This window comes from Pseudoalteromonas sp. SCSIO_11900 (assembly GCF_000576475.1).
GTDB lineage: Bacteria > Pseudomonadota > Gammaproteobacteria > Enterobacterales > Alteromonadaceae > Pseudoalteromonas > Pseudoalteromonas tetraodonis.
This window is the reverse complement of record NZ_KK070023.1, coordinates 3,022,397-3,042,186: the sequence shown is the minus strand read 5'-3', so window position 1 is coordinate 3,042,186 and position 19,790 is coordinate 3,022,397. Positions and strand designations below refer to the sequence as shown.

Annotated in this window: 18 protein-coding genes and 1 pseudogene; 10 read left to right on the top strand and 9 right to left on the bottom strand. The window is 40.1% G+C overall.

Going from position 1 to position 19,790, the window contains the following annotated elements; all coding sequences use genetic code 11:
- Positions 1-33: 33 nt before the first annotated feature.
- The 5 genes and pseudogenes from BG00_RS14105 (at position 34) to yegD (ending at position 3,649) form a co-directional block, all read left to right on the top strand.
- Positions 34-333: a hypothetical protein gene (locus BG00_RS14105; protein ID WP_036983263.1), complete on the top strand. Its 300-nt coding sequence runs from the start codon at positions 34-36 to the stop codon at positions 331-333.
- A gap of 73 nt (positions 334-406) precedes the next feature.
- A complete protein-coding gene (locus tag BG00_RS14100) occupies positions 407-694 on the top strand; it encodes an HAD family hydrolase (protein WP_253861400.1) in 288 nt (95 codons plus the stop codon).
- Positions 695-914: 220 nt separating this feature from the next.
- Positions 915-1,328, top strand: a pseudogene (locus BG00_RS14095) (HAD family hydrolase); the annotation flags it as partial.
- A gap of 34 nt (positions 1,329-1,362) precedes the next feature.
- A complete protein-coding gene (locus tag BG00_RS14090; protein WP_036983262.1) occupies positions 1,363-2,205 on the top strand; it encodes a DNA ligase in 843 nt (280 codons plus the stop codon).
- 79 nt (positions 2,206-2,284) lie between these two features.
- The gene (gene yegD / locus BG00_RS14085) at positions 2,285-3,649 is read left to right on the top strand and encodes a molecular chaperone (protein ID WP_036983261.1); all 1,365 of its coding nucleotides are present in this window, start codon (positions 2,285-2,287) and stop codon (positions 3,647-3,649) included.
- 4 nt (positions 3,650-3,653) lie between these two features.
- Here the strand turns inward: yegD and BG00_RS14080 are convergent, their stop codons facing one another.
- The 3 genes from BG00_RS14080 to BG00_RS14070 all read right to left on the bottom strand — a co-directional run bounded on the left by BG00_RS14080 (position 3,654) and on the right by BG00_RS14070 (position 6,094).
- Complete coding sequence (locus tag BG00_RS14080; RefSeq protein ID WP_036983260.1) at positions 3,654-4,118, bottom strand: methylglyoxal synthase; 465 nt, start codon at positions 4,116-4,118, stop codon at positions 3,654-3,656.
- A gap of 15 nt (positions 4,119-4,133) precedes the next feature.
- Positions 4,134-4,766, bottom strand: a complete 633-nt coding sequence (locus BG00_RS14075) for a LysE family translocator (protein ID WP_036983259.1) — start codon at positions 4,764-4,766, stop codon at positions 4,134-4,136.
- 152 nt (positions 4,767-4,918) lie between these two features.
- Positions 4,919-6,094: a multidrug effflux MFS transporter gene (locus BG00_RS14070; protein WP_036983258.1), complete on the bottom strand. Its 1,176-nt coding sequence runs from the start codon at positions 6,092-6,094 to the stop codon at positions 4,919-4,921.
- Positions 6,095-6,278: 184 nt separating this feature from the next.
- Between BG00_RS14070 and BG00_RS14065 the strand changes: the two genes are divergently transcribed.
- The gene (locus tag BG00_RS14065; protein WP_036983257.1) at positions 6,279-6,752 is read left to right on the top strand and encodes a hotdog fold domain-containing protein; all 474 of its coding nucleotides are present in this window, start codon (positions 6,279-6,281) and stop codon (positions 6,750-6,752) included.
- A 77-nt stretch (positions 6,753-6,829) separates the two neighbouring features.
- Here BG00_RS14065 and BG00_RS14060 read toward each other — a convergent pair whose 3' ends face one another.
- The 5 genes from BG00_RS14060 to BG00_RS14040 form a co-directional block, all read right to left on the bottom strand.
- Entirely contained in the window at positions 6,830-7,312 is a 483-nt protein-coding gene (locus tag BG00_RS14060) for a bactofilin family protein (protein WP_036983256.1), read from the bottom strand.
- Positions 7,302-8,465, bottom strand: coding sequence for a M23 family metallopeptidase (locus tag BG00_RS14055; RefSeq protein WP_036983255.1), 1,164 nt, complete (start codon positions 8,463-8,465; stop codon positions 7,302-7,304). Before BG00_RS14055 ends, BG00_RS14060 begins: the two co-directional genes overlap by 11 nt.
- 143 nt (positions 8,466-8,608) lie before the next feature.
- The gene (gene fahA, locus BG00_RS14050) at positions 8,609-9,922 is read right to left on the bottom strand and encodes a fumarylacetoacetase (protein WP_036983254.1); all 1,314 of its coding nucleotides are present in this window, start codon (positions 9,920-9,922) and stop codon (positions 8,609-8,611) included.
- 143 nt (positions 9,923-10,065) lie between these two features.
- Positions 10,066-11,112 carry a 4-hydroxyphenylpyruvate dioxygenase gene (gene hppD, locus BG00_RS14045; protein ID WP_036983253.1) on the bottom strand — a complete coding sequence of 349 codons (1,047 nt, stop codon included), beginning with the start codon at positions 11,110-11,112 and terminating at the stop codon, positions 10,066-10,068.
- A 537-nt stretch (positions 11,113-11,649) separates the two neighbouring features.
- Entirely contained in the window at positions 11,650-13,149 is a 1,500-nt protein-coding gene (locus BG00_RS14040) for a peptide MFS transporter (protein ID WP_013464455.1), read from the bottom strand.
- Positions 13,150-13,891: 742 nt separating this feature from the next.
- On the opposite strand from BG00_RS14040, the gene tyrR reads away from it, so the two are divergent.
- Together tyrR and BG00_RS14030 are read left to right on the top strand one after the other, a co-directional pair.
- Entirely contained in the window at positions 13,892-15,448 is a 1,557-nt protein-coding gene (gene tyrR / locus BG00_RS14035) for a transcriptional regulator TyrR (RefSeq protein WP_013464456.1), read from the top strand.
- A gap of 112 nt (positions 15,449-15,560) precedes the next feature.
- Entirely contained in the window at positions 15,561-16,097 is a 537-nt protein-coding gene (locus BG00_RS14030; RefSeq protein ID WP_016899430.1) for a thioesterase family protein, read from the top strand.
- A gap of 51 nt (positions 16,098-16,148) precedes the next feature.
- Here the strand turns inward: BG00_RS14030 and BG00_RS14025 are convergent, their stop codons facing one another.
- Entirely contained in the window at positions 16,149-16,802 is a 654-nt protein-coding gene (locus BG00_RS14025; RefSeq protein ID WP_036983252.1) for an OmpW/AlkL family protein, read from the bottom strand.
- 273 nt (positions 16,803-17,075) lie between these two features.
- Between BG00_RS14025 and BG00_RS14020 the strand changes: the two genes are divergently transcribed.
- Positions 17,076-18,494, top strand: a complete 1,419-nt coding sequence (locus BG00_RS14020; protein ID WP_036983251.1) for an MATE family efflux transporter — start codon at positions 17,076-17,078, stop codon at positions 18,492-18,494.
- Between the two features lie 71 nt (positions 18,495-18,565).
- Positions 18,566-19,774, top strand: coding sequence for a succinyl-diaminopimelate desuccinylase (gene dapE, locus BG00_RS14015; protein WP_036983249.1), 1,209 nt, complete (start codon positions 18,566-18,568; stop codon positions 19,772-19,774).
- Positions 19,775-19,790: the final 16 nt, after the last annotated feature.

Genomic DNA, 19,790 nt, shown 5'->3' with positions numbered 1-19,790 from the left:
TAGCGCTCATATGTTTATTAAAGAGAAAAAGTAATGGCTGGATTTTGGAATTACCGTGTAATTTATTGTGAAGCAACCAAAGATGAAGCGGCGCAATATCAAATACACGAAGTGGAATATAATCTAAATGGTAAAGTAACTAACTGGTCAGAGACTGGTGCAGCACCATTTGGAACCACATTAGACGCGTTAAAAGATGATGCTGAGCGCTTAAAAAGCGCTTTTGAAAAGCCGGTGCTTAAGGTAATGCGCAAAGCCCGAGGTTATGAGTTAGTTGATGTAGATACCGGCGAAGACGCTTATGCTGAGCCGCCAGCAGGTTTGGCTGAGTAACACAAATTATTAAAAGGTGCCTAGGCACCTTTTTTATTACCCAGAGTTCAGGTTAAATAACAAGGAGAAAAGTATGTCAATTGAAGCGGTATTATTTGATATGGATGGCACTTTGGTTGATTCTCAAAGTGTGCACTATAACTGCTGGAGCCAATTACTTGCGCCTTTTGGTGTGTGTTATAAAGAAGATGATTTTTGCCAGCGCTTTTCGGGACGTCCCACTATTGACGCTGCAAAGGAAATAAAACAAGTTCATAACTTGTCTGTAAGTAGCCGCTATTTAGCGGATGAAAAATATCGTTTGTTTAAGGGTCTGTTGACCTTTGCAGATTTAAATTTGTTCAAGCTAGGGGCGATTTAATCGCGGCGCGAGGTTTGTAACCTAGTGGGCTAAGTCAAAGCCGAGCAACAAAGAGTTAATCGCCCCTAGGCAGAACCCTTCGGGCAACGCCTATTTGGCATTGATGCTGCGTTATCGCCTATTTATGGGGAGTAACCACACCACATAGGCTCTGCCTTGCCTAAATACCAAATAGTCTGCTGCAAATTTAACCTTGAAAGATCAACAGACCCTAGCAAACGTTAAAACCAATTTACCGCCTTTAATGCCTTATGCTGAAAATGTTCTATTAGCGGCTAAAGAGCAAGGTTTAAAAATGGCGTTAGTAACAGGCAGCGCATGCCATGAAGCTGAGCCAATACTAAAAGGATTAGGGTTTTATGATTTATTCGATACCGTGGTAACTAAAGATGATGTAATTAATCCAAAGCCTGCCGGTGATCCCTATCTATTAGCACTTAAAAGTATGCAGGTTGCTGCACAAAATGCGATTGCCGTTGAAGATACTCTCACCGGTGTAACCGCAGCGAATAATGCTGCTTTAGCTGTAGTCGCTATCGCTAATAAACATACACAGGAGCACGATTTTAGTAAAGCAACACAGCAAATGCAAAGCCTTGAAGAATTTTGGCAATGGCTTCAATCTCAACTATAGTTTAAGCCATATTAAAATTTGCAAGGATGCAGCAATGGTGATGATTAAAGCAACGCTGTTTACTTTTTTAATCCTTTTTAGTGCTAGCTTATTGGCGCAATTGCCTCCAGTGCAACTTGCTAATGTTTACGATGAAACTAAGCATGAGGATATTCGCCAATACTTGGTGAGTGAAAAGTTTGACGGCGTTAGAGCAATATGGACGGGGAAACAATTTGTTACCCGCCAAGGTAATCCAATTAATCCTCCTAAGTGGTTTACCGCCCCTTTGCCTGATGTTTGGTTAGACGGTGAGTTATGGACCAAGCGGGGTCAATTTTCTGTTCTCAGTGGTATTGTTAGAACAAAAATACCCAACGACTTACTCTGGCAAACAGTGACTTATCAAGTATTTGATATGCCAGATACAAACACGCCTTTTCATCGTCGCTATCAAAATTACCTGTCACTCATTACTAAGTTAAATAGCTCACATATTAAGGCGGTTAAGCAATATCAATTTAGCGACAATCAACAACTAAGTGATTACTTTAATGAGGTCACCAAACAAGGCGGGGAGGGCGTTATGCTTCATTTAGCAGAGGCTAAGCATTCGAGTGGTCGCTCTAGTGCATTGTTAAAACTCAAACCTTATTTGGATGCTGAAGCGCTAGTTATTGAATATTTACCAGGTAAAGGTAAATACACTGGTATGCTCGGGGCATTGCGAGTGCAAACCAAGCAAGGCGTAACCTTTTCTATTGGCACGGGCTTTAGTGATGAAGAACGCAAGCGTCCGCCAGCTATTGGTTCAACAATCACTTATCGATACCACGGATACACTAAAAATGGTTTACCGCGTTTTGCTAGCTTTTTGCGAGAAAGACCCGAAAAATAAAGAGTGTAGGCCAATTCAGTATATATTTTTTAGCAATTATGCTAAATTGCGCGGCCTTTTTGGTAATGTTTGGTGATCTATGTTTGTTGGTTTTGATTATGGTAGTTCTAATTGTGCTATGGGTGTTTTAAACGGAGAGCGTGTTCAGCTTATCCCTTTAGAGCAAGGCAAACATTATCTTCCATCAACTTTATACACTCATCATAGCGCCTTAGTCGTTGATTTTGTTGCGCAGCATTTGCAGGGCTCAGAGCATGAGCATGCCTATAAAACCGCGCGCCAACCCTTACTTAATACACTCCCGCGAATTAAATCAGACCTAGACTTACAAGCCGGCGACGACACCTTATTCATTGGCCGTGAGGCGATTAGTGAATATGTGCAATTTCCTGAAGAAGGTTATTTTGTAAAATCCCCTAAATCATTTTTTGGCGCAACGGGCTTAAAGCAAGGTCAAATCAATTTTTTTGAAGATATTGCCACAGCAATGATTTTAAAAATAAAACAACGTGCTGAATTATCGTTAGGGTATACGCTGAGCCAAACTGTTATTGGGCGCCCAGTGAATTTTCAAGCGGTTGGTGGTCAACAGTCAAACCAACAAGCCGTGGGTATTCTAACACGCGCAGCAAACCGGGCGGGCTTTAAAGATGTTGAGTTTTTATATGAGCCACTCGCCGCTGGTATTGATTATGAAAGTGATTTAACGCAAGACCAAAAAGTATTGGTGATTGATATTGGCGGTGGTACCAGTGACTGCTCATTTGTACAAATGGGGCCAAGCTTTAGAGGAAATAGCCAGCGAGATAGTGATTTTTTATCTCATAGTGGTAAACGTGTTGGCGGAAACGATTTAGATATTGCTTTGAGCTACCATGGTTTAATGCCGTTACTCGGGCTTGGCAGTACGTTTAAATCAGGTTTACCACTACCTAATCAAGCATTTTGGCAAGCTTGTAAAATTAATGATGTGAATTTACAGAGCCAGTTTTATAGTGCCCAGCATTATCGTGAACTCAGTGCGCAGTTACGCGATGTCAGTGTCCCTGAACTTTATAAACGACTTATTCACTTACAGCAAAATAAGCAAGGTCACCAATTAGTTCAACAAGCTGAAGCGGCTAAAATTGCATTAACATCCGCAAATAGTTTTAATTGTGATTTAGCCTTTTTAGATAACTCATTAAGCAAAGATATTTCAGTCGCTGATTTAGCGCTTGCTGTTGACGATAGCATTAGTCAGATTGTTACCTTAGCTAAACAGGCAATTACTGATGCGAATACCACTCCCGATGTGATTTACTTAACGGGAGGGAGTGCACAGTCTCCATTAATTAAAGCGGCGTTGAGTGAGCATTTAGGTAACATAAAAATGGTGAACGGTGATCACTTTGGTAGTGTAACTGCTGGCCTTACTAAATGGGCCAGCATGCTTTATAAGTAAGCTGCTATAGAGGTATTTGGCGGGTTGCGAGGTATTTTTCGTAATCTGGCAATGTTCGCTCAAGCTCTATATCCATTAATGGTGAGCTAAGTAGCATATCGGCACTCACTTCATTACACGCCACAGGAATATTCCACACAGCAGCTAAACGTAGCAGAGCTTTAACATCGGGATCATGAGGTTGCGAGGCTAAAGGGTCCCAAAAAAAGACTAATACATGTATTTCATGCTCCGCTATTTTCGCCCCGAGTTGTTGATCGCCGCCCATAGGGCCACTTAATAATTGAATAACATCAAGCCCTGTTGTTTTCTCAATTAAATGCCCAGTAGTCCCTGTGCCATATAAAGTGTGTTTACTTAGAATGGCCTTATGTTTTTCGCACCATAACTTAAGCGCGGCTTTTTTGCCGTCATGTGCTACTAAGGCTATATTTTTTTGCGCAGGTAGAGATTGTATTTTTTGATCCATGCTGATTCTTATTAGTTAGAGTAATAAATTGATAGCCAAGGCAATAAATACAATGCCTGTGAACCTATCAATCCAGAGCTGGCTATTTGGGTGATTTCTAAAAAATTGAGCTATTTTATCGCCGAAATAAATATACGTGCAGTCTATCGGAAAAGCAAAGATTGGATACAGTAGCCCAAAAAACGCCAGCTGAAAGGTTGCAGATGACAAGCTATGGTCAACAAATTGTGGGATAAAAGCAATAAAAAACAAAGCCACCTTAGGGTTAAGCACTTCTGTCATCATAGCATGAAACATGACATTTTTGTTTTTATTGGTTGTAACATGCGGTTTATCGCTTTGCTCACAAGATGGTGGCATAAACGTGCCTTTAAGCATCATAAAACCTAAGTAACATAAATAGGCTGCACCTGCATATTGTACGCTGGCATAGGCTGTTTCAGAGGCTTTTAAAATAGCACTTAAACCAATAACTGCAAAAAATGTATGTACTACTCCACCTAAGGCAAAGCCAAAAGCACTTTGCATACCTGCTTTTCGCCCGTTAGCAAATGTTTGTGCCATTAAGAACGCGTTTGATGGCCCAGGCGCGACGGCCATTAAAAAGCTGGCGAGTAAAAATGAAAGTAAAAAATCAGGATTGATCATTGCTCTGAATCAAAAAAGGTTTGGTGGTTAATGTTATCAAGCATATAGAAAAATAAAAAGCGGGCATATTGCCCGCTTGGTAAAGAGTTTTAACTACAGTACTAATTGCCTGTGATGATTATAATTAACAGGCTCAGTAAACGTGCATTTTATTAGGCATATTTAGCATAACGAAACAGTAAGTAAGAAAAGGGAATTAATAATAAAAAGTGTGTGCCTATAAGCTCTGGGGTTGATAAATTTAAATATTGAGTAATAAACACCAATAAACTTGCTCCACTCATTTGCATTGCTCCCAAAAGAGCAGAGGCGGTGCCTGCTTGTTTAGGAAATAAACTCAAAGCACGCCCGGCGGCAGAGCCAAGTGTTAAAGCAAAACCAAATGCTGCAATGAACATAGGGATCATTAATGCCAATGGCGTTTTAAATTGGCTTAATAACACCATAAGTAAGCCGGCACTCACTAGCACTAAAAGGCCTATTTTTAAGGCTCTTTTAGGTTGGCGTTTAATGTAAATAGGCATAATAAAACTAGCAAGAATACTAAGCACTGCATTGAGTGAGAACCAAAAGGTAAAGTCGGCTACGCTGCCACCTAATTCAGTAATTAGCCAACCGGGAGCCAGTGTTACAAACACCAATATAGCTGACATAGTGACCATACATAACAAGCTATTAAATAAAAATAATGGAGTTGAAATGATGGGGAGAAAGCGTCTTAAATCTAAAATATGCCCCTGGTAATGACTGTCTGCTGGTCGTGTTTCCCTAAACAAGAATAAGGTGACAATAAACCCCAGTAATGCAAAACCGGTTAAAAATAGAAAGTTCATTTGCCAACCAAACTGTACGGTTAGCCAAGCACCTAAAATGGGCGCTAATGCTGGAATAAAGCAAACTATACCGTTTAGATAGGTAATTATTTGGCCACTGCGTTCACTACCAAACTTATCTCTTACTATTGCAAAAGCGACAACAAAGGTAGCGCACGCGCCTAACCCTTGAATAGCACGAGCAAACATCAGTACTAAAAAGCTAGGAGTATAATACGCCCCCAATGCCGCCAGTCCGTACAAAGCGACCCCAGTTAAGGCGATGGGCTTTCTGCCAAAACGATCAGCGAGTGGACCTGCAATTAATTGCCCCAAACCAACAGTAAGCATAAAAATAGCCACCGTTTGCTGTACTTGCTTTTCGCTCACTGAGAATTGCTCTGCGATAGTGGGAAAGGCAGGCAGGTAAATATCAATGCCCATCGGACAAAAAATGACGAGTAACGCTAAGATAAGTAATAAAGTAAAATTAGGTTTAGCGGGCTGTGTATGCATCAGGTCTCCTTTTGTTGGTATTTTAAGTGGCGACTGATGAAAAAGAAAGGGCTTATGGCCGATGTATCAGCCAAGTTACCTACTTTTAACCTTATTATGATTATTTTTGTTTAAGTATCACACTTCTTTAAACTGATCCGATGTGTTAATTTGCTTTTTAAGCAAAGACAATGGAAAAATAATAATGAGTAATGAGTCTGCATTAATAAAAACATGGCATAAATTTAAAAAGTGGCCATGCGGTAACTGGCTTTTCAGTAAAGCCGTGTGTTTCAAGGCACCATATTTTGGCTCTATGAAACCCACTATTTTAGATTTAAAAGCAGGGCACTGTAGTGCTGTGGTTAAAAACACACGCCGTGTACATAATCACATTGGAACAATTCATGCTATTGCTCAATGTAATTTGGCTGAGCTGTGTGCGGGAGTGATGGTGGATGCGACGGTACCGCATAAAACACACCGTTGGATACCTAAAGGTATGACAGTACAATACTTAGCTAAAGTAGACACAGACGTTACTGCGATTGCTGAAATTGAGTTACCTCATCAATGGACTGATAAAGAAGATTTAGTGGTGCCGGTAAAGCTTTACAATACCCGAAATGAGTTGGTGTTTACTGCAGATATAACCATGTACATCACAAAGAAGAAGTAATTGCTAAATTATATTTTTTATATAAAGCATTAAAAGCAATGGTTTAGTTTATTGACTAAACCATTTTTTGTTTAGGTTTAACCTTTTGCAGTAGACGACTTGTTTACAAACGAAAGGCCATTGTCTTCATTATCAATAATGGCTTTTACATCGTTAACCGGTTTTGGTTTATCTTTAGCATGCTCAATGACTTCTTTTTCAAAGCGCTGCTTTAAACTACCCTCAATAATCGCACCGGCTTCTATGCTCAGGGTGTCATGAAATATATCGCCAAGTACATGAGCGTTATTTTCGATCTTTACTTCACTTGCATTTAAAGAGCCGATGATTTTACCTTTAACAACGACACTGCTTGCCTCAACAACGCCCTCAACAACACCTGAAGTGCCAATCACTAAATGTTCGGCCTTTATATCACCGTCTATTCGTCCATCTAGTTGTACTTCACCTTGGCTTACCAAAGAGCCCGTTATACGCACATCATTAGAAATGATTGAGGGAGTGTGACTCACTCTCTTAATGGGTGAGTCTGTTTTTGCTTGTTTATTTTTACCAAACACGAGAAAGCGCCTTTGTTATTTTTAGTGGATTGACATGCTTGTCGTCTATTAATACTTCATAGTGTAAATGAGTACTTGTACTTCTTCCGGTACTGCCCATTAAGCCAATGACATCGTGCTTTGTGACTAATTGACCTTTTTTAACATTAATTTTGTTTAAGTGACCAAAGCGCGTTACAACACCGTTTTTATGCGCTAACTCTATAAAGTTACCATAACCGCCATTACGGCCCGCTCGACGAACCGTGCCATCGGCAGGGGCAAAAATTTCTGTTTTATGCCACCCAGCTAAATCAATGCCTTTATGAAAAGCGCGCCTTTTATTCATTGGGTCTTTTCTAAGTCCAAAATTACTGGAAATATAATACTTAGCAGCAGGTAAAGGTAGAGTATTAGGCAGTGCTGTTAAAAAGCTCTCAAGCTGGTTTAACAGTAGTAGCTTATCGGCAATAGCAAGAAAAGTACTTGGAATTTTACTTTCATCGAGTATATCTAGCGGGCCACCTTGCGCCGTTGTTTGTGCCGCTAATGCGAGGTGCTGTGCAAGTGCATTTTCGAGACCTGTGTCTTGCAATATCTCTAAAATAGCGTCGTGGCGTTGATTAATTTGCGCAGCTAATAAGGTAAAATTAGTATCGTATTGCTGATTTAATAAAGTGTAGCGCTGCTCAAAACTGGTTAAACTGTTTTGTGCGTGTTTATTTTGTGTTTTATCTTCTTCGAGCGGCTCATGAAATTCGCTTTCGTTCTCATTAATAGGAGAAGATTCAAGCTCACCCTCTAATTTTATTACATCTTTGCTTATAGAAGCTGGGAGTGATTCAATCATACCTTGTAATAAAGCTTGTTTTTGTTCGAGTTCAGCTAACTGCTCTTGCTGCAATGCGAAGCGTTGTTGCTGTTGCTTTACTTTTTGTTGCCATTGTACTTGCTTATCAAGCTGAGTTTGCTCGATATGAGAAATTTGGTGTGTTTGCATATACACACGAATACTAGAGACACTCATCCACACAATAGCAATGAAAATAATAGCAAGCACAGAAACCTGTAGCCAAGGCGTCAAAACAACATGTTTTACTTCACCATTTTGGCGAATGAGCAGCTGACGAGCTGGGAAATGTTTATTAAAAAAAGACTTTATAAATAAAGGCATGTCACATAAATACTGGCTATTAAGGGGTTCAAGATAGCAATTTGAACTAAAAAAGCCAGAAAAAAATTGTAACTTCGGCTTAATTAATAGAAAAGGGCGGCTTATTCAGCAACCCTTTTTTACTAGTTTATTGATTTTATATATTATTTTGCTGGTAGTACGGTGCTCTCTACAAAGCCAAAGCCAATACGTGCAAAGCCTTCTTTTTCACACCAGCCACGCATTATAACGTTGTCGCCATCTTCCAAGAAGCTACGCTGCTCGCCGTTACTTAAAGTGATCTTTTCTTTTCCACCACGAGAAAGCTCAAGTAATGAACCCGCTTCTTCATGAGTAGGTCCTGATTGCGTGCCAGAGCCCAGCATGTCGCCTGGCATAAAGTTACACCCGTTTACGGTATGGTGAGTTACCATTTGCGCTACAGTCCAGTATGAGTGCTTAAAGCTAGACTTAGACACTTGAGTTGGGTTGTAGCCTTCATCACGCATTTTTTGTGTTTGAATTTTAACATCCATTTGAATATCAAATGCACCTTGATCACGGTTAGCCGTTGATTCTAAATATTCTAATGGTTGCGGATCATTTTCATCACGCGTCCAGCTTGTTCTGAATGGTGCAAGTGCTTCGGTAGTTACAATCCATGGTGACACGGTTGATGCGAAATTTTTCGCTAAAAATGGACCAAGCGGTTGGTATTCCCATGCTTGTAAATCACGTGCTGACCAATCGTTGAAAACACAAAAGCCGAATACATGCTTTTCAGCATTTTCAATTGAGATTGCATCGCCCAGATCATTACCTTTACCTAGGTAAATACCCAGTTCAAGCTCGTAATCAAGGCGCTTACACGGACCAAATGAAGGAACTTCTGCATCTGGCGCTTTAGTTTGTCCTTTAGGGCGATGAAACTGCTGACCAGACACGCCAATAGATGACGAACGACCGTGATAACCAATCGGTACCCACTTGTAATTCGGTAGCAGTGGGTTATCAGGGCGGAATAAACTTCCTACGGCAGTCGCATGATAAATCGAGGTGTAAAAGTCAGTGTAATCGCCAATGCGACACGGCAGAGCAAACTCAATCTCGCTTTGCGCAATAAGTGCGTGTGTAAGTTGTTCTTGATGCTCAGAACCTTCACGTAATGCTTTCGATAATGCTAAACGTAGGGCTGACCAATATTGCTCACCCAGACCCATAAATTCATTTAATGTAGCTTGGCTTGCAGCTTTTACGGCAATCTGTGCATCACCAGAGAATAAACCAAGTTCATTTACTTTTGCTAAATCAATAACCTGATCACCAATAGCTACAGCGCCACGGAACGCTTCATCTGAATTTTTACGACGTACTTCTGCAAAAGGAAGGTTTTGAATTGGGAAGTCACAGTTCGCTTCGTTAGCAGATGCAACCCAGCTTTTTAGATTAATATCGTGGGTTTCGTTAATTAGGCTCATACTCTTTCCTTATTGGTTCGCGCTGATTTATTAGTTATCTATATGGAGGCAATCAACGCAATTTAAACAGTTAGTTTAAAACAGAATTTAAAACGACAAAAAGCAGCGTGTTAAACGCTGCTTTTTAAGCGCAATATGGCGGTTTAGATTACACCACGACGCTCTTGATCACGTTCGATTGATTCGAACAGCGCTTGGAAGTTACCTTCACCAAAGCCACCATCGTCAACACGTTGAATCATCTCAATGAAGATAGGACCAAATAGGTTCTTCGAGAAAATTTGCAGTAGATAACAGTTTTCGCTTTGGCTATCTACAAGGATTTGATGCTCACGGATCTTCTCTTTGTCTTCTTTAACCCAAGGTACACGGTCAAAAATAGTATCGTAGTACTCAGGGATAATATCTAAAGTGGCGATAGTTGATTTATCTAACTTATCAAGTGAGCTTACTAGGTCATTAGTTAGGAATGCTAAATGCTGTACACCCGGACCATTGTACTCATTTAAGTACTCATCGATTTGGTTGTTGTTGTTATCTTTACCTTCATTGATTGGAATCGAGAAAGTACCGCACGGAGATTTAAGTGCGTAAGATAATAACGCTGTTTTTTGACCTTTAATATCAAAGTAGCGCACTTCGGTAAAACCAAATACGTCTTTATAGAAGTTAGCCCATGTTTCCATCGTGCCTTTATATACGTTATTGGTTAAATGGTCGATACGTAAGAACCCTTTATCATTAACGACGTTTTGCTCAGCTAAATCTTCAAAGTCGTTTGCGTAGATAGAGCCTTTGTCGCCAAATTGTTCGATGAAGTAGATTAAGCTGTCGCCGATACCGTAAATAGCAGGGTATGGTAAATTTTTATGTGTTGAGTCTGTCGCAGGTTTTGCACCACGTTCAACAGCAACCTCGAATGCTTTTTGCGCATTCTCTACACGCCAACCCATTGAACAGATTGCTGGGCCGTGGCTTTTAGCAAATTCAGCAGAAAAACCTTCACGCTCATTATTTAGTAAAAAATGAATATCGTTTTGGTTGTAATAAACAATGTCTTTACCCTTGAATTTTTTTAGCTTAGAAAAGCCAAAATCAGTAAACACTTTGTCCATGTAATCTGCATCCGGTGTTGCATATTCAGTGAATTCAATGCCCATTAGGCCTAACGGATTATTTACTTCGCTCATTGTCATTACTCCCGCAATTAAGCACTGCGATTATTAGTTATCGTATTGCCTTCATGATTAACCAGATTGGTGTTTTGGGGAAGAGGGTGTTGTTATTTAGTAAATAGCGCGTGTGTAAATTTTACGAGACGGTTATCAAAGTATGTTGTTTATTTACATACGAGCAGGTGAAAGTAAAAATTAGGAAGCGAGATAGAAGTGCAGACTTTATTATTAAGTTATTGATTGTTAATAGTTTAATTTAATTTATTTATATGTGTTTTTAGTTTTTTTTCGCTAAAAAAAGTGCGGTTTTTGTATTTTATTATTTACACTTTTAATGAGTTTGGTTAGCTGCGATATATATAAAAACAAAGAGTATTGATGCTTTGCTGCTATAAACTCGTTTATGCACAGTGATGAGGTATAAATAATAAACGGCTGAATGTAAAAATTGTGTGTTTAATAGCGGCCATAAAAATACCCCCTGCAGTTAACTACAGGAGGTATTTGATATCATTTATCAAAGCTCATAATTATGCGTGTGATAAATCTAAATTATTGTGTTGGTGCGGTTTGTTCTAAACCTTGTTTTTCCCATATTTTAGCTTTAAAACTCATCAGTACTAAGATGATACCTACACCGATACTAAATAAGGCAATTTGTAGGTAAAGGTTCGGGATTTCTTCAACATTGTTAGGATCAAAGTTACCAGCAAGTAATCCTGAAATAACGTTACCAATAGAGTAAGTAAGTACAAATACACCCATCATTTGACCAGTAAAGCGGCGAGGCGATAACTTACTTACAGCACTCAATGCAACTGGGCTTAAACAAAGCTCACCCACTGTGTGTAAGAAATACGTAGTAACAAGCCAATAAGGTGCTACTTTTAAGCCTTCAGCGGCATAGTGTGCTGCCATAAACATTACTAAAAAGCCTGAAGCCATAATAACGAGGCCCAACGCACATTTTACGCTGTAAGTAGGCGAGACCATTTTTTTAGATAAATTAATCCAAAAAGCGGCAAAGAATGGCGATAGCGCAATAATGAACAATGAATTTAGAGATTGGAACCAAGTCGTTGGAATTTCAAATGTGCCAACCAGACGGTCTGTGTAGTCACGAGCAAACAGATTTAATGAAGAACCGGCTTGTTCAAAGCCAGACCAAAAACAGGCTGAAGCGACACAGACTAAAAATAGCGCCCACATTCTTTGTTTTTCAGCATCGGTTAGTTTGCCTTTGAAGTATATAAGGCCAAAGTAAACGAAAAAGATAACAGTAAATATAACTGCGGTGTACCCTGCAACAATCGATGGGTTAATGACAATAGCACCTGTCATCGCAGCAGCGGTAACACCGGCGGTCGCGATAACAAATGCAGCAATTCCACCCCATGCGCGCGAAGTACCTTTAGGACTTAATGGGTTAGCAGGTAAGGCGCTGTGATCTGGTAAGTTTTTAAGTGTACGCTTGTATTGAATTAAACCAATCCCCATACCGACAGCCGCGGCACCAAATGCCCAGTGCCAACCTACGTTTTCCATAAAGTAACCACACACGTAGTAACCAATTAAAGAACCTAAGTTAATACCCATGTAGTAAATAGCGAAACCACCATCACGGCGCTCATCTTCGTCAGTATAAAGCTGACCAACCATGGCACTGATATTAGGTTTAAGTAAACCAGTACCAGTTGCAACAAAGATCAAACCAATAAAAAATGAATATTCATGTGGCACGGCTAAAATAATATGGCCACACATGATAATAATACCGCCATACCATACTGCTTTTTGACCACCAAATAATCTATCTGCTAACCAACCACCAGGTAAACCTAAAAAGTATACTGAACCTGTGTATAAGCCATAAATTGCAGCAGCAGAAGCAACGGTAAATCCTAGGCCTTCTTGTTGTAAACTTGCTGTCATAAATAATACGAGCATCGCTCGCATACCGTAGTAACTCATTCGTTCCCACATTTCTGTGAAAAACAGGGTTGAAAGTCCTTTAGGGTGACCAAACCAGCCACTGTCAGAATTTGAACTCATATTTACTTCCTAATTCATTATTGTTTTGATGACCTTGTGGTTTTTTATTTAGCTAAATTTTTACTTATAAAAAGTATAAAAAATGCTCGATCATCAGTGTTTTTTATGCAGCTAAGGTAATGGTTTGCTAAACGCAGCTATACGTTTAGGTAAGCGTCACACCCTTATCCTAGTTACAATTGCGCCTAAGTATACATAGACCTTTGTGCTAGGGGAAGCGTTGAGCGCGCTATCATACATCGGTTATGTAATTGTTAAATACCAGTGTGTGAACCCCTATTTGCTGTAGTAAACACCTAAACTTATCAAAAAATATCTTTAACATCATAGGTAATATTGTCATACCAACGTTATCTTTAATACTGTTTGAATACCGCTTGAAAAATAAATAAAAGCTTTCTTTTACGGGTAGTTACAGCTACTAATTTTTCAATAATAGTTAACCTTTACTACTTTAATTTAATAATCACCACTTAGATTAAACATGAGCGAATATTGGCGTATGGACAGTAATGATTCGCTCATTGCAGCATATAATTTATACAATGCCAGCTTGACGAAATTGAGTTGCAATAACCCCAACTTTTAGTGAACAGCCAAGCTTGAATGCGTTAAGTGCTTGAAAAAGCCCTCTAGTTAGTAAAAAACATTTTTTCGTCCAAATTTCTTTACAATAAACTATGCTCGTAAACAGAGTTAGCGTATTATTCACGCCAACTAGTTTTTCCTTACCTGAGGGTGTATGCGTTTAGATATTCACTGTGCAGACCGAGTTGGTATTGCTCAAGAGATTCTTAATATTTTAGTTAGCTACAATGTTGACTTAAAGGGGATTGAAGTCGACTCAGTAAATTGTCGTATGTATGTGAGTTTTCCTGAGATTGAATTTGAACAATTTCAAAAAATTATGCCGTCTATTCGCTTAATCGATGGTGTACATGATGTACGAACAACCGCGTTTTTACCGTCTGAACGTGAGCACAACGAACTTAACACTTTATTAAGAGCACTTCCTGATGGCGTTATATCTATTGATGCTAAAGGGTGGGTACGCCTGTGTAACGACGCAGCCTGCAAAGATTTACAATTAACAGAAAAAGAAGTCACCGGTGCTAATATTAATAATTTGCTCAAAGGCTTTAACTTTACCCGTTGGTTAGAAGGCAAAGAGGTACTGGGGCAAACCACGCGTGTTGAAGTAGCTGGTGAAGATTTTATTGCTGATATTCTGCCTATTGCGGTCCCTCAAGGCAGCGAAGGCGATGTGTTAGCGGGCGCGGTAATTAATATAAAATCGCAAAGCCGTTTAGGCCAGCAAGTGAGTGCTTTTAGGCGTTATGGCCAAGAAAGCTTTGCGACTATTCATAACTTTAGCACGGCGATGCGCCGTGTTGTTCGCGAAGCGCGAAAAATGGCGCAACTTGAAGCCCCCATTCTTATTACGGGTGAAACAGGGACGGGTAAAGAGTTACTAGCGCGAGCTTGTCACTATGCATCTAACCGCTCAGTAAAACCATTTATTGCTTTATCGTGCGCCTCGTTACCAGATGATGTTGCTGAGTCCGAACTATTCGGTTATGCCGGGTATGAAGAAAACGCAGCGCCTAAACGTGGTGTACTCGAACAAGCGGATGGTGGAACGGTATTTTTAGATGAAGTAGGTGAAATGTCGACGCAGCTACAAACTAAATTGCTACGTTTTTTACAAGACGGTACATTTAGAAAAGTTGGCGACGAAAACGAAGTTAAAGTGAACGTGCGTATTATTGCTGCCACGCAAAAAGATTTACCAGCAATGGTGCAAGAGGGCGTATTTAGAGAAGATTTATACTACCGAATTAATGTATTAACACTGGAAATTGCGCCGCTTAGAGATCGTAAAGCGGATGTTGGGCCACTTGCTGAACACTTTATTCAAAAATATGCGCAGCAAAATGGCCATACAGTCCCCGAGTTATCTGAAGAATGTTTAACGTTTTTACAAGATTACCCATGGCCTGGCAATGTACGCCAATTAGAAAACGCGATTTACCGTGCGGTATCGTTGTTAGAAGACAGTGAACTGCGCGTTGAACATTTACAGTTACCCACGTTTACCCATGATTTAGGCTATTTAGAGTCTGATTTTGAGGGCTCGCTTGATCAAGCAGTTAAGCGTTTTGAAGCCACCTTACTGCGTAAGCTTTATCCTGCCTATCCTAGCTCTCGTCAGTTAGCTAAACGCTTGGGACTAAGCCATACTGCAGTGGCTAATAAATTGCGTGATTACGGAATTAACCGCAAAACGGTTAAAGTTTAAAGATAGATACCCAAATATCCTCATTTAATGATTGATTCCTTGGTTTAAAAACAACTAAAGGAGTCAATCGCTATGATACACTGATAAAAACTCAACTGGTAAGACCTCTACTGTGAACTTATATTTTAGACTGCTGCTGTTATTTTTTAAAATTAAACGTAATCGTGATTATCAATCGTTGTTAGATACGGTTGATATAGACTACAAAGCATTACCAAGTGACTGCGATATTAATTTGCATTTAACCAATTCACGCTATTTAGCGATGATGGACTTGTCGCGTACCTGGATGACTGAACGGGTTGGTTTGCTTAAGCAAATAATGAAACGTCGTTGGTTTCCTATTGTTAATGCGACAGCTATTACCTACATCCGCGATATTAAGCCAATGCAACGTTTTACTATTAGTACGCGTTTGGTTGGCTGGGATCATAAATACTTTTACATTGAACAAAAGTTTCATTCTGAGCGGGGCTTACATGCCATTGCTTATGTGCGCGGCGTGTTTAAAAGTAAAAAAGGGGTGGTAAGCGTTGAGCATATGCTCGAGGTTGCAGGCTTTGACGGGGTTGCCCCCATTTTACCGGCTGAAATAATTCACTGGAAAGAAATGCTTGAGCAAAAAAAAGTAAATAACTTACCTCGCTAAACACAGGCAAAAAAAAAGGCCTAACGGCCTTTTTAACACACATAAACGTTATTAGAACGAGTATTTAAGACCAAACATAGCAACAACAGGGTCAAGTGACACGGTTGAAGTTAATGCTTTTGCACCATTAGCATAAACAGTCGCATCAGTATCAATATCCATGATAGATACCATAGCGTGTAGGCCCCATTTTTCATCAATCTTGTAGTTAGCACCTACTTGAGCAACAAAACCAAATGAATCATCTAGTTTTACTTCTACATCGTTAGTTTCTAACGTTGCTTTAAGTGCTGCAGAAGGCTGTTCGTCAAAGAACGTCGTATAGTTAATTCCCACACCTACAAACGGACGAAGTGCATAGCTGCTATCTAAAAAGTGGTATTGTGCAACCAGTGATGGTGGTAAATGTTTAATATCAGCAATTTTATTACCAGCTAAACCACCAGTACCTTCTACATCATGAGAAAACGGCGTTGCTGCAATAAGCTCTAATACCCATTGGTCGTTAAATGCGTAATCTACAGTAATACCTAACTGAGTATCTGAGTCGCCTTTTAAGCCTAGAGTGGGTGCTTCGTTAATTTTTGAACCATCGTTATCTGGATTAACATTAATTGCACCAACATTAACACTAAAGTTTGCGTGTGCTGCAGGAGAAAGAGCCAGTAAAGAAGTAAGTATTGCAATGCTTAGTTTAGTTTTCATGTTGTTCTCCGTGAACTACTGTGTGACTATTTGTTGATTGAGGCTATTATTGCTCGAGGTTAAAAATAAAAACCTGTTCTAGATCAAAGTTTCAAAAGCGGATGAGTAAAGAGCCTCTATTTATTGATTTAGATTAAACTTTTACTTAATTAGTGCTTAAAAATTATTGACTGATCACTTAAATACAAGCTGCAAAAGAAGTATTCATAATATAATCAGCTAGTTTTGTTAAACTAAGGCTATGTTCACGGTTTAATAAAAGTAAGCGACCTCATGACTCCCTCTGGTCAACTATTTCTTCAAGGCTCCATTGCTAAAGCGCTGTTGAAATTAGGTATTCCTATTATCCTCATTAATATATTGCAGTCGGCTTATCAGCTTACGGATGCATTTTGGGTTGGGCGATTAGGAGCAACCCAAGTCGCTGCAGTGTCTATTAGTACCCCGATCACTTTTTTAGTCATTGCTATAGGCTCTGGGCTTGCAATGGCCGGTGCTATATTATCGGCGCAATACATGGGCGCAGGTCAGCAAGATAAAGTGAACCATGTTGCAGCGCAAACGGTGTTAATGGTTGCATTTACCGCCTTAGTGTTAGGGCTTCTAGGTTATGTACTTTCCCCATACTTTTTAAAACTGCTAGGCGTTGAGCAGGCGGTTTACAGTGATGCGCTTAAGTTTATGCATGTGTCCTTTATTGGCGTTATTTTTGTGTTTATTTACGCCATGTTCCAATCGCTAATGCGGGGCATTGGGCAAACTAAAGTACCTTTAATCATAGTTAGCACCACCGTGTTACTTAATTTTATTCTCGATCCGCTATTTATTTTTGGTTATGGCCGCTTTGAAGGGCTTGGCGTTATGGGCGCTGCGCTGGCGACTTTGGTTACACAAAGTTTAGCGGCACTGGCGGGTATTATTATATTTTTACGCGGTCGCCATGGTATTCAATTACAGCTAAAAAGCTTCTATCCCGATTGGCAATATATGAAACGGGCTTTTTTCTTAGGAGCGCCAGGCTCTATTGAATTATCAACACGTGCTTTTGGCTTGATCATCATGTCATTTTTAGTGGCAAGCTTTGGAACCGTTACTATTGCGGCTTATGGCGTGGGTTCTAATATTTTGCAAATGGTGATGATCCCTGCCATGGGTTTATCAATGGCGGTATCAACTTTGGTGGGGCAAAATATGGGTGCCGGAAATATTAAACGGGCTGAGCAAATAACGAAGCTTGCCAGTATGTGGGGATTAATAGGCCTTTCTTTTGTTGGGGGCATTGCTTATTTGTATGCAGATACGCTGGTGGCATTTTTTATTCCCGAAGATAGCAGTGTAATAAATAAAGGCGCGCAGTTTGTTCAAGTGATGTGTTTAAGCTGGGGGGGAATTGGTGTTCAGCTTTGTATTGTTGCTGCTTTTCGTGCCTCTGGGAATATGCTTAATGCCATGATTATCGCGTTATTATCACAATGCGTGGTGCAGTTTCCTGCCGCTTATATTCTTTCTAATCACACTTTGCTTGGCGATCAGGGAATATGGTATTCGTTTGCGATTACGAACATAACCATCGCACTGATAGCGTTCGCTTGGTTTATGCGTGGCGCATGGAAAAAAACCAGATTAACCAAAGAAGATAAACACATTGTGCAGGTGACACGAGAAACATTAATAGAAGAGGGCACACGTTAGCCTGTATTTTCATAATGCGGTCATAAAAAGTCGTTGTAATAAATACACTGCTAAAACGAGGTGTGTTTTTTATGACAAAAGCTATCAACAAAAAAGTACCCGCGCCGTACTTAACTATTCCACAGTTAAAAACACTCAGTCACTTACAAACGCTGATCCGATTTAAGTCAATTACGCCTAATTCAGCAGGTGGTATCGAGTGGCTGGCACATCAGCTAACTGATTTAGGTTTTAGCATTGAGCAGTTTAGTACCCATAATGTCACTAATTTAATTGCTAAAATATCTTTTGGAGCAGGCCCTGTGGTGGCATTTTCTGGTCATATTGATGTGGTCCCTGCTGCGCAAGGTGGCTGGTTAGCTGATCCGTTTGATGGAAAAATAATTAATGATGCGATTTATGGGCGTGGTGCCGCCGATATGAAAGGGGGGATTGCAGCCATGCTCAGTGCAACGCAGTCGCTAATACATAGTACGCAGCAAAAGCAGGGCACCTTGTATTGGTTGATCACCTCTGATGAAGAAGGTGAGGCAGAGTATGGCTCAGTGTTGATTGCGAAACGCCTAGCACAACAAGGTGTTGTACTTGATGGCTGTATTGTTGGTGAGCCAACAAGTCATTTGCAAGTGGGCGACACCATAAAAAATGGCCGACGTGGCGCGGTGTCAGCGCGTTTAACCATTCAAGGAAAAGCAGGACACGTGGCCTATCCTGAAAATACCATCAATGCTGCGCATATCAGCGCTGAAGTAGTGAATAGATTAACCCAAATTGATTGGCTTTTAGATGAGCCAAGCTCAAAAACAAGCTTGCAAGTTACCGGTATTAATATTGATAACGTGCTTGATAATTTAGTGCCTGCTCAATGTGATATTACGTTTAATATTCGCTACAGCCATGGGTATAAAAGTACAGATGTGAAACAGCGGGTACTTACTGCACTGAATGATTTAAACGAATATTTAACGGTGCAATGGGAGCGTCCATGTGAGCCTTATTATACAAGCCATAGGGCAGAGCGCTGCTTACTCGCCCAGCTAGAGCAGGCAATATTTAACGTGACTGGAAGCTATCCGGTACTTAGTACCAGTGGCGGGACTTCAGATGGGCGGTTTTTTGCAAGTAAAAACACGCAAGTGATAGAGTGCGGGGTTTTAAACCAGACCATTCATCAAGTTAATGAACATGTGCCCATTAGCGACTTGTTACAAATAGAGAAAATATACACCCAACTATTAGTACATATATTTAGCCAATCTAATAATGAGGAGATTAGATAAATATTAAATTGCCTAA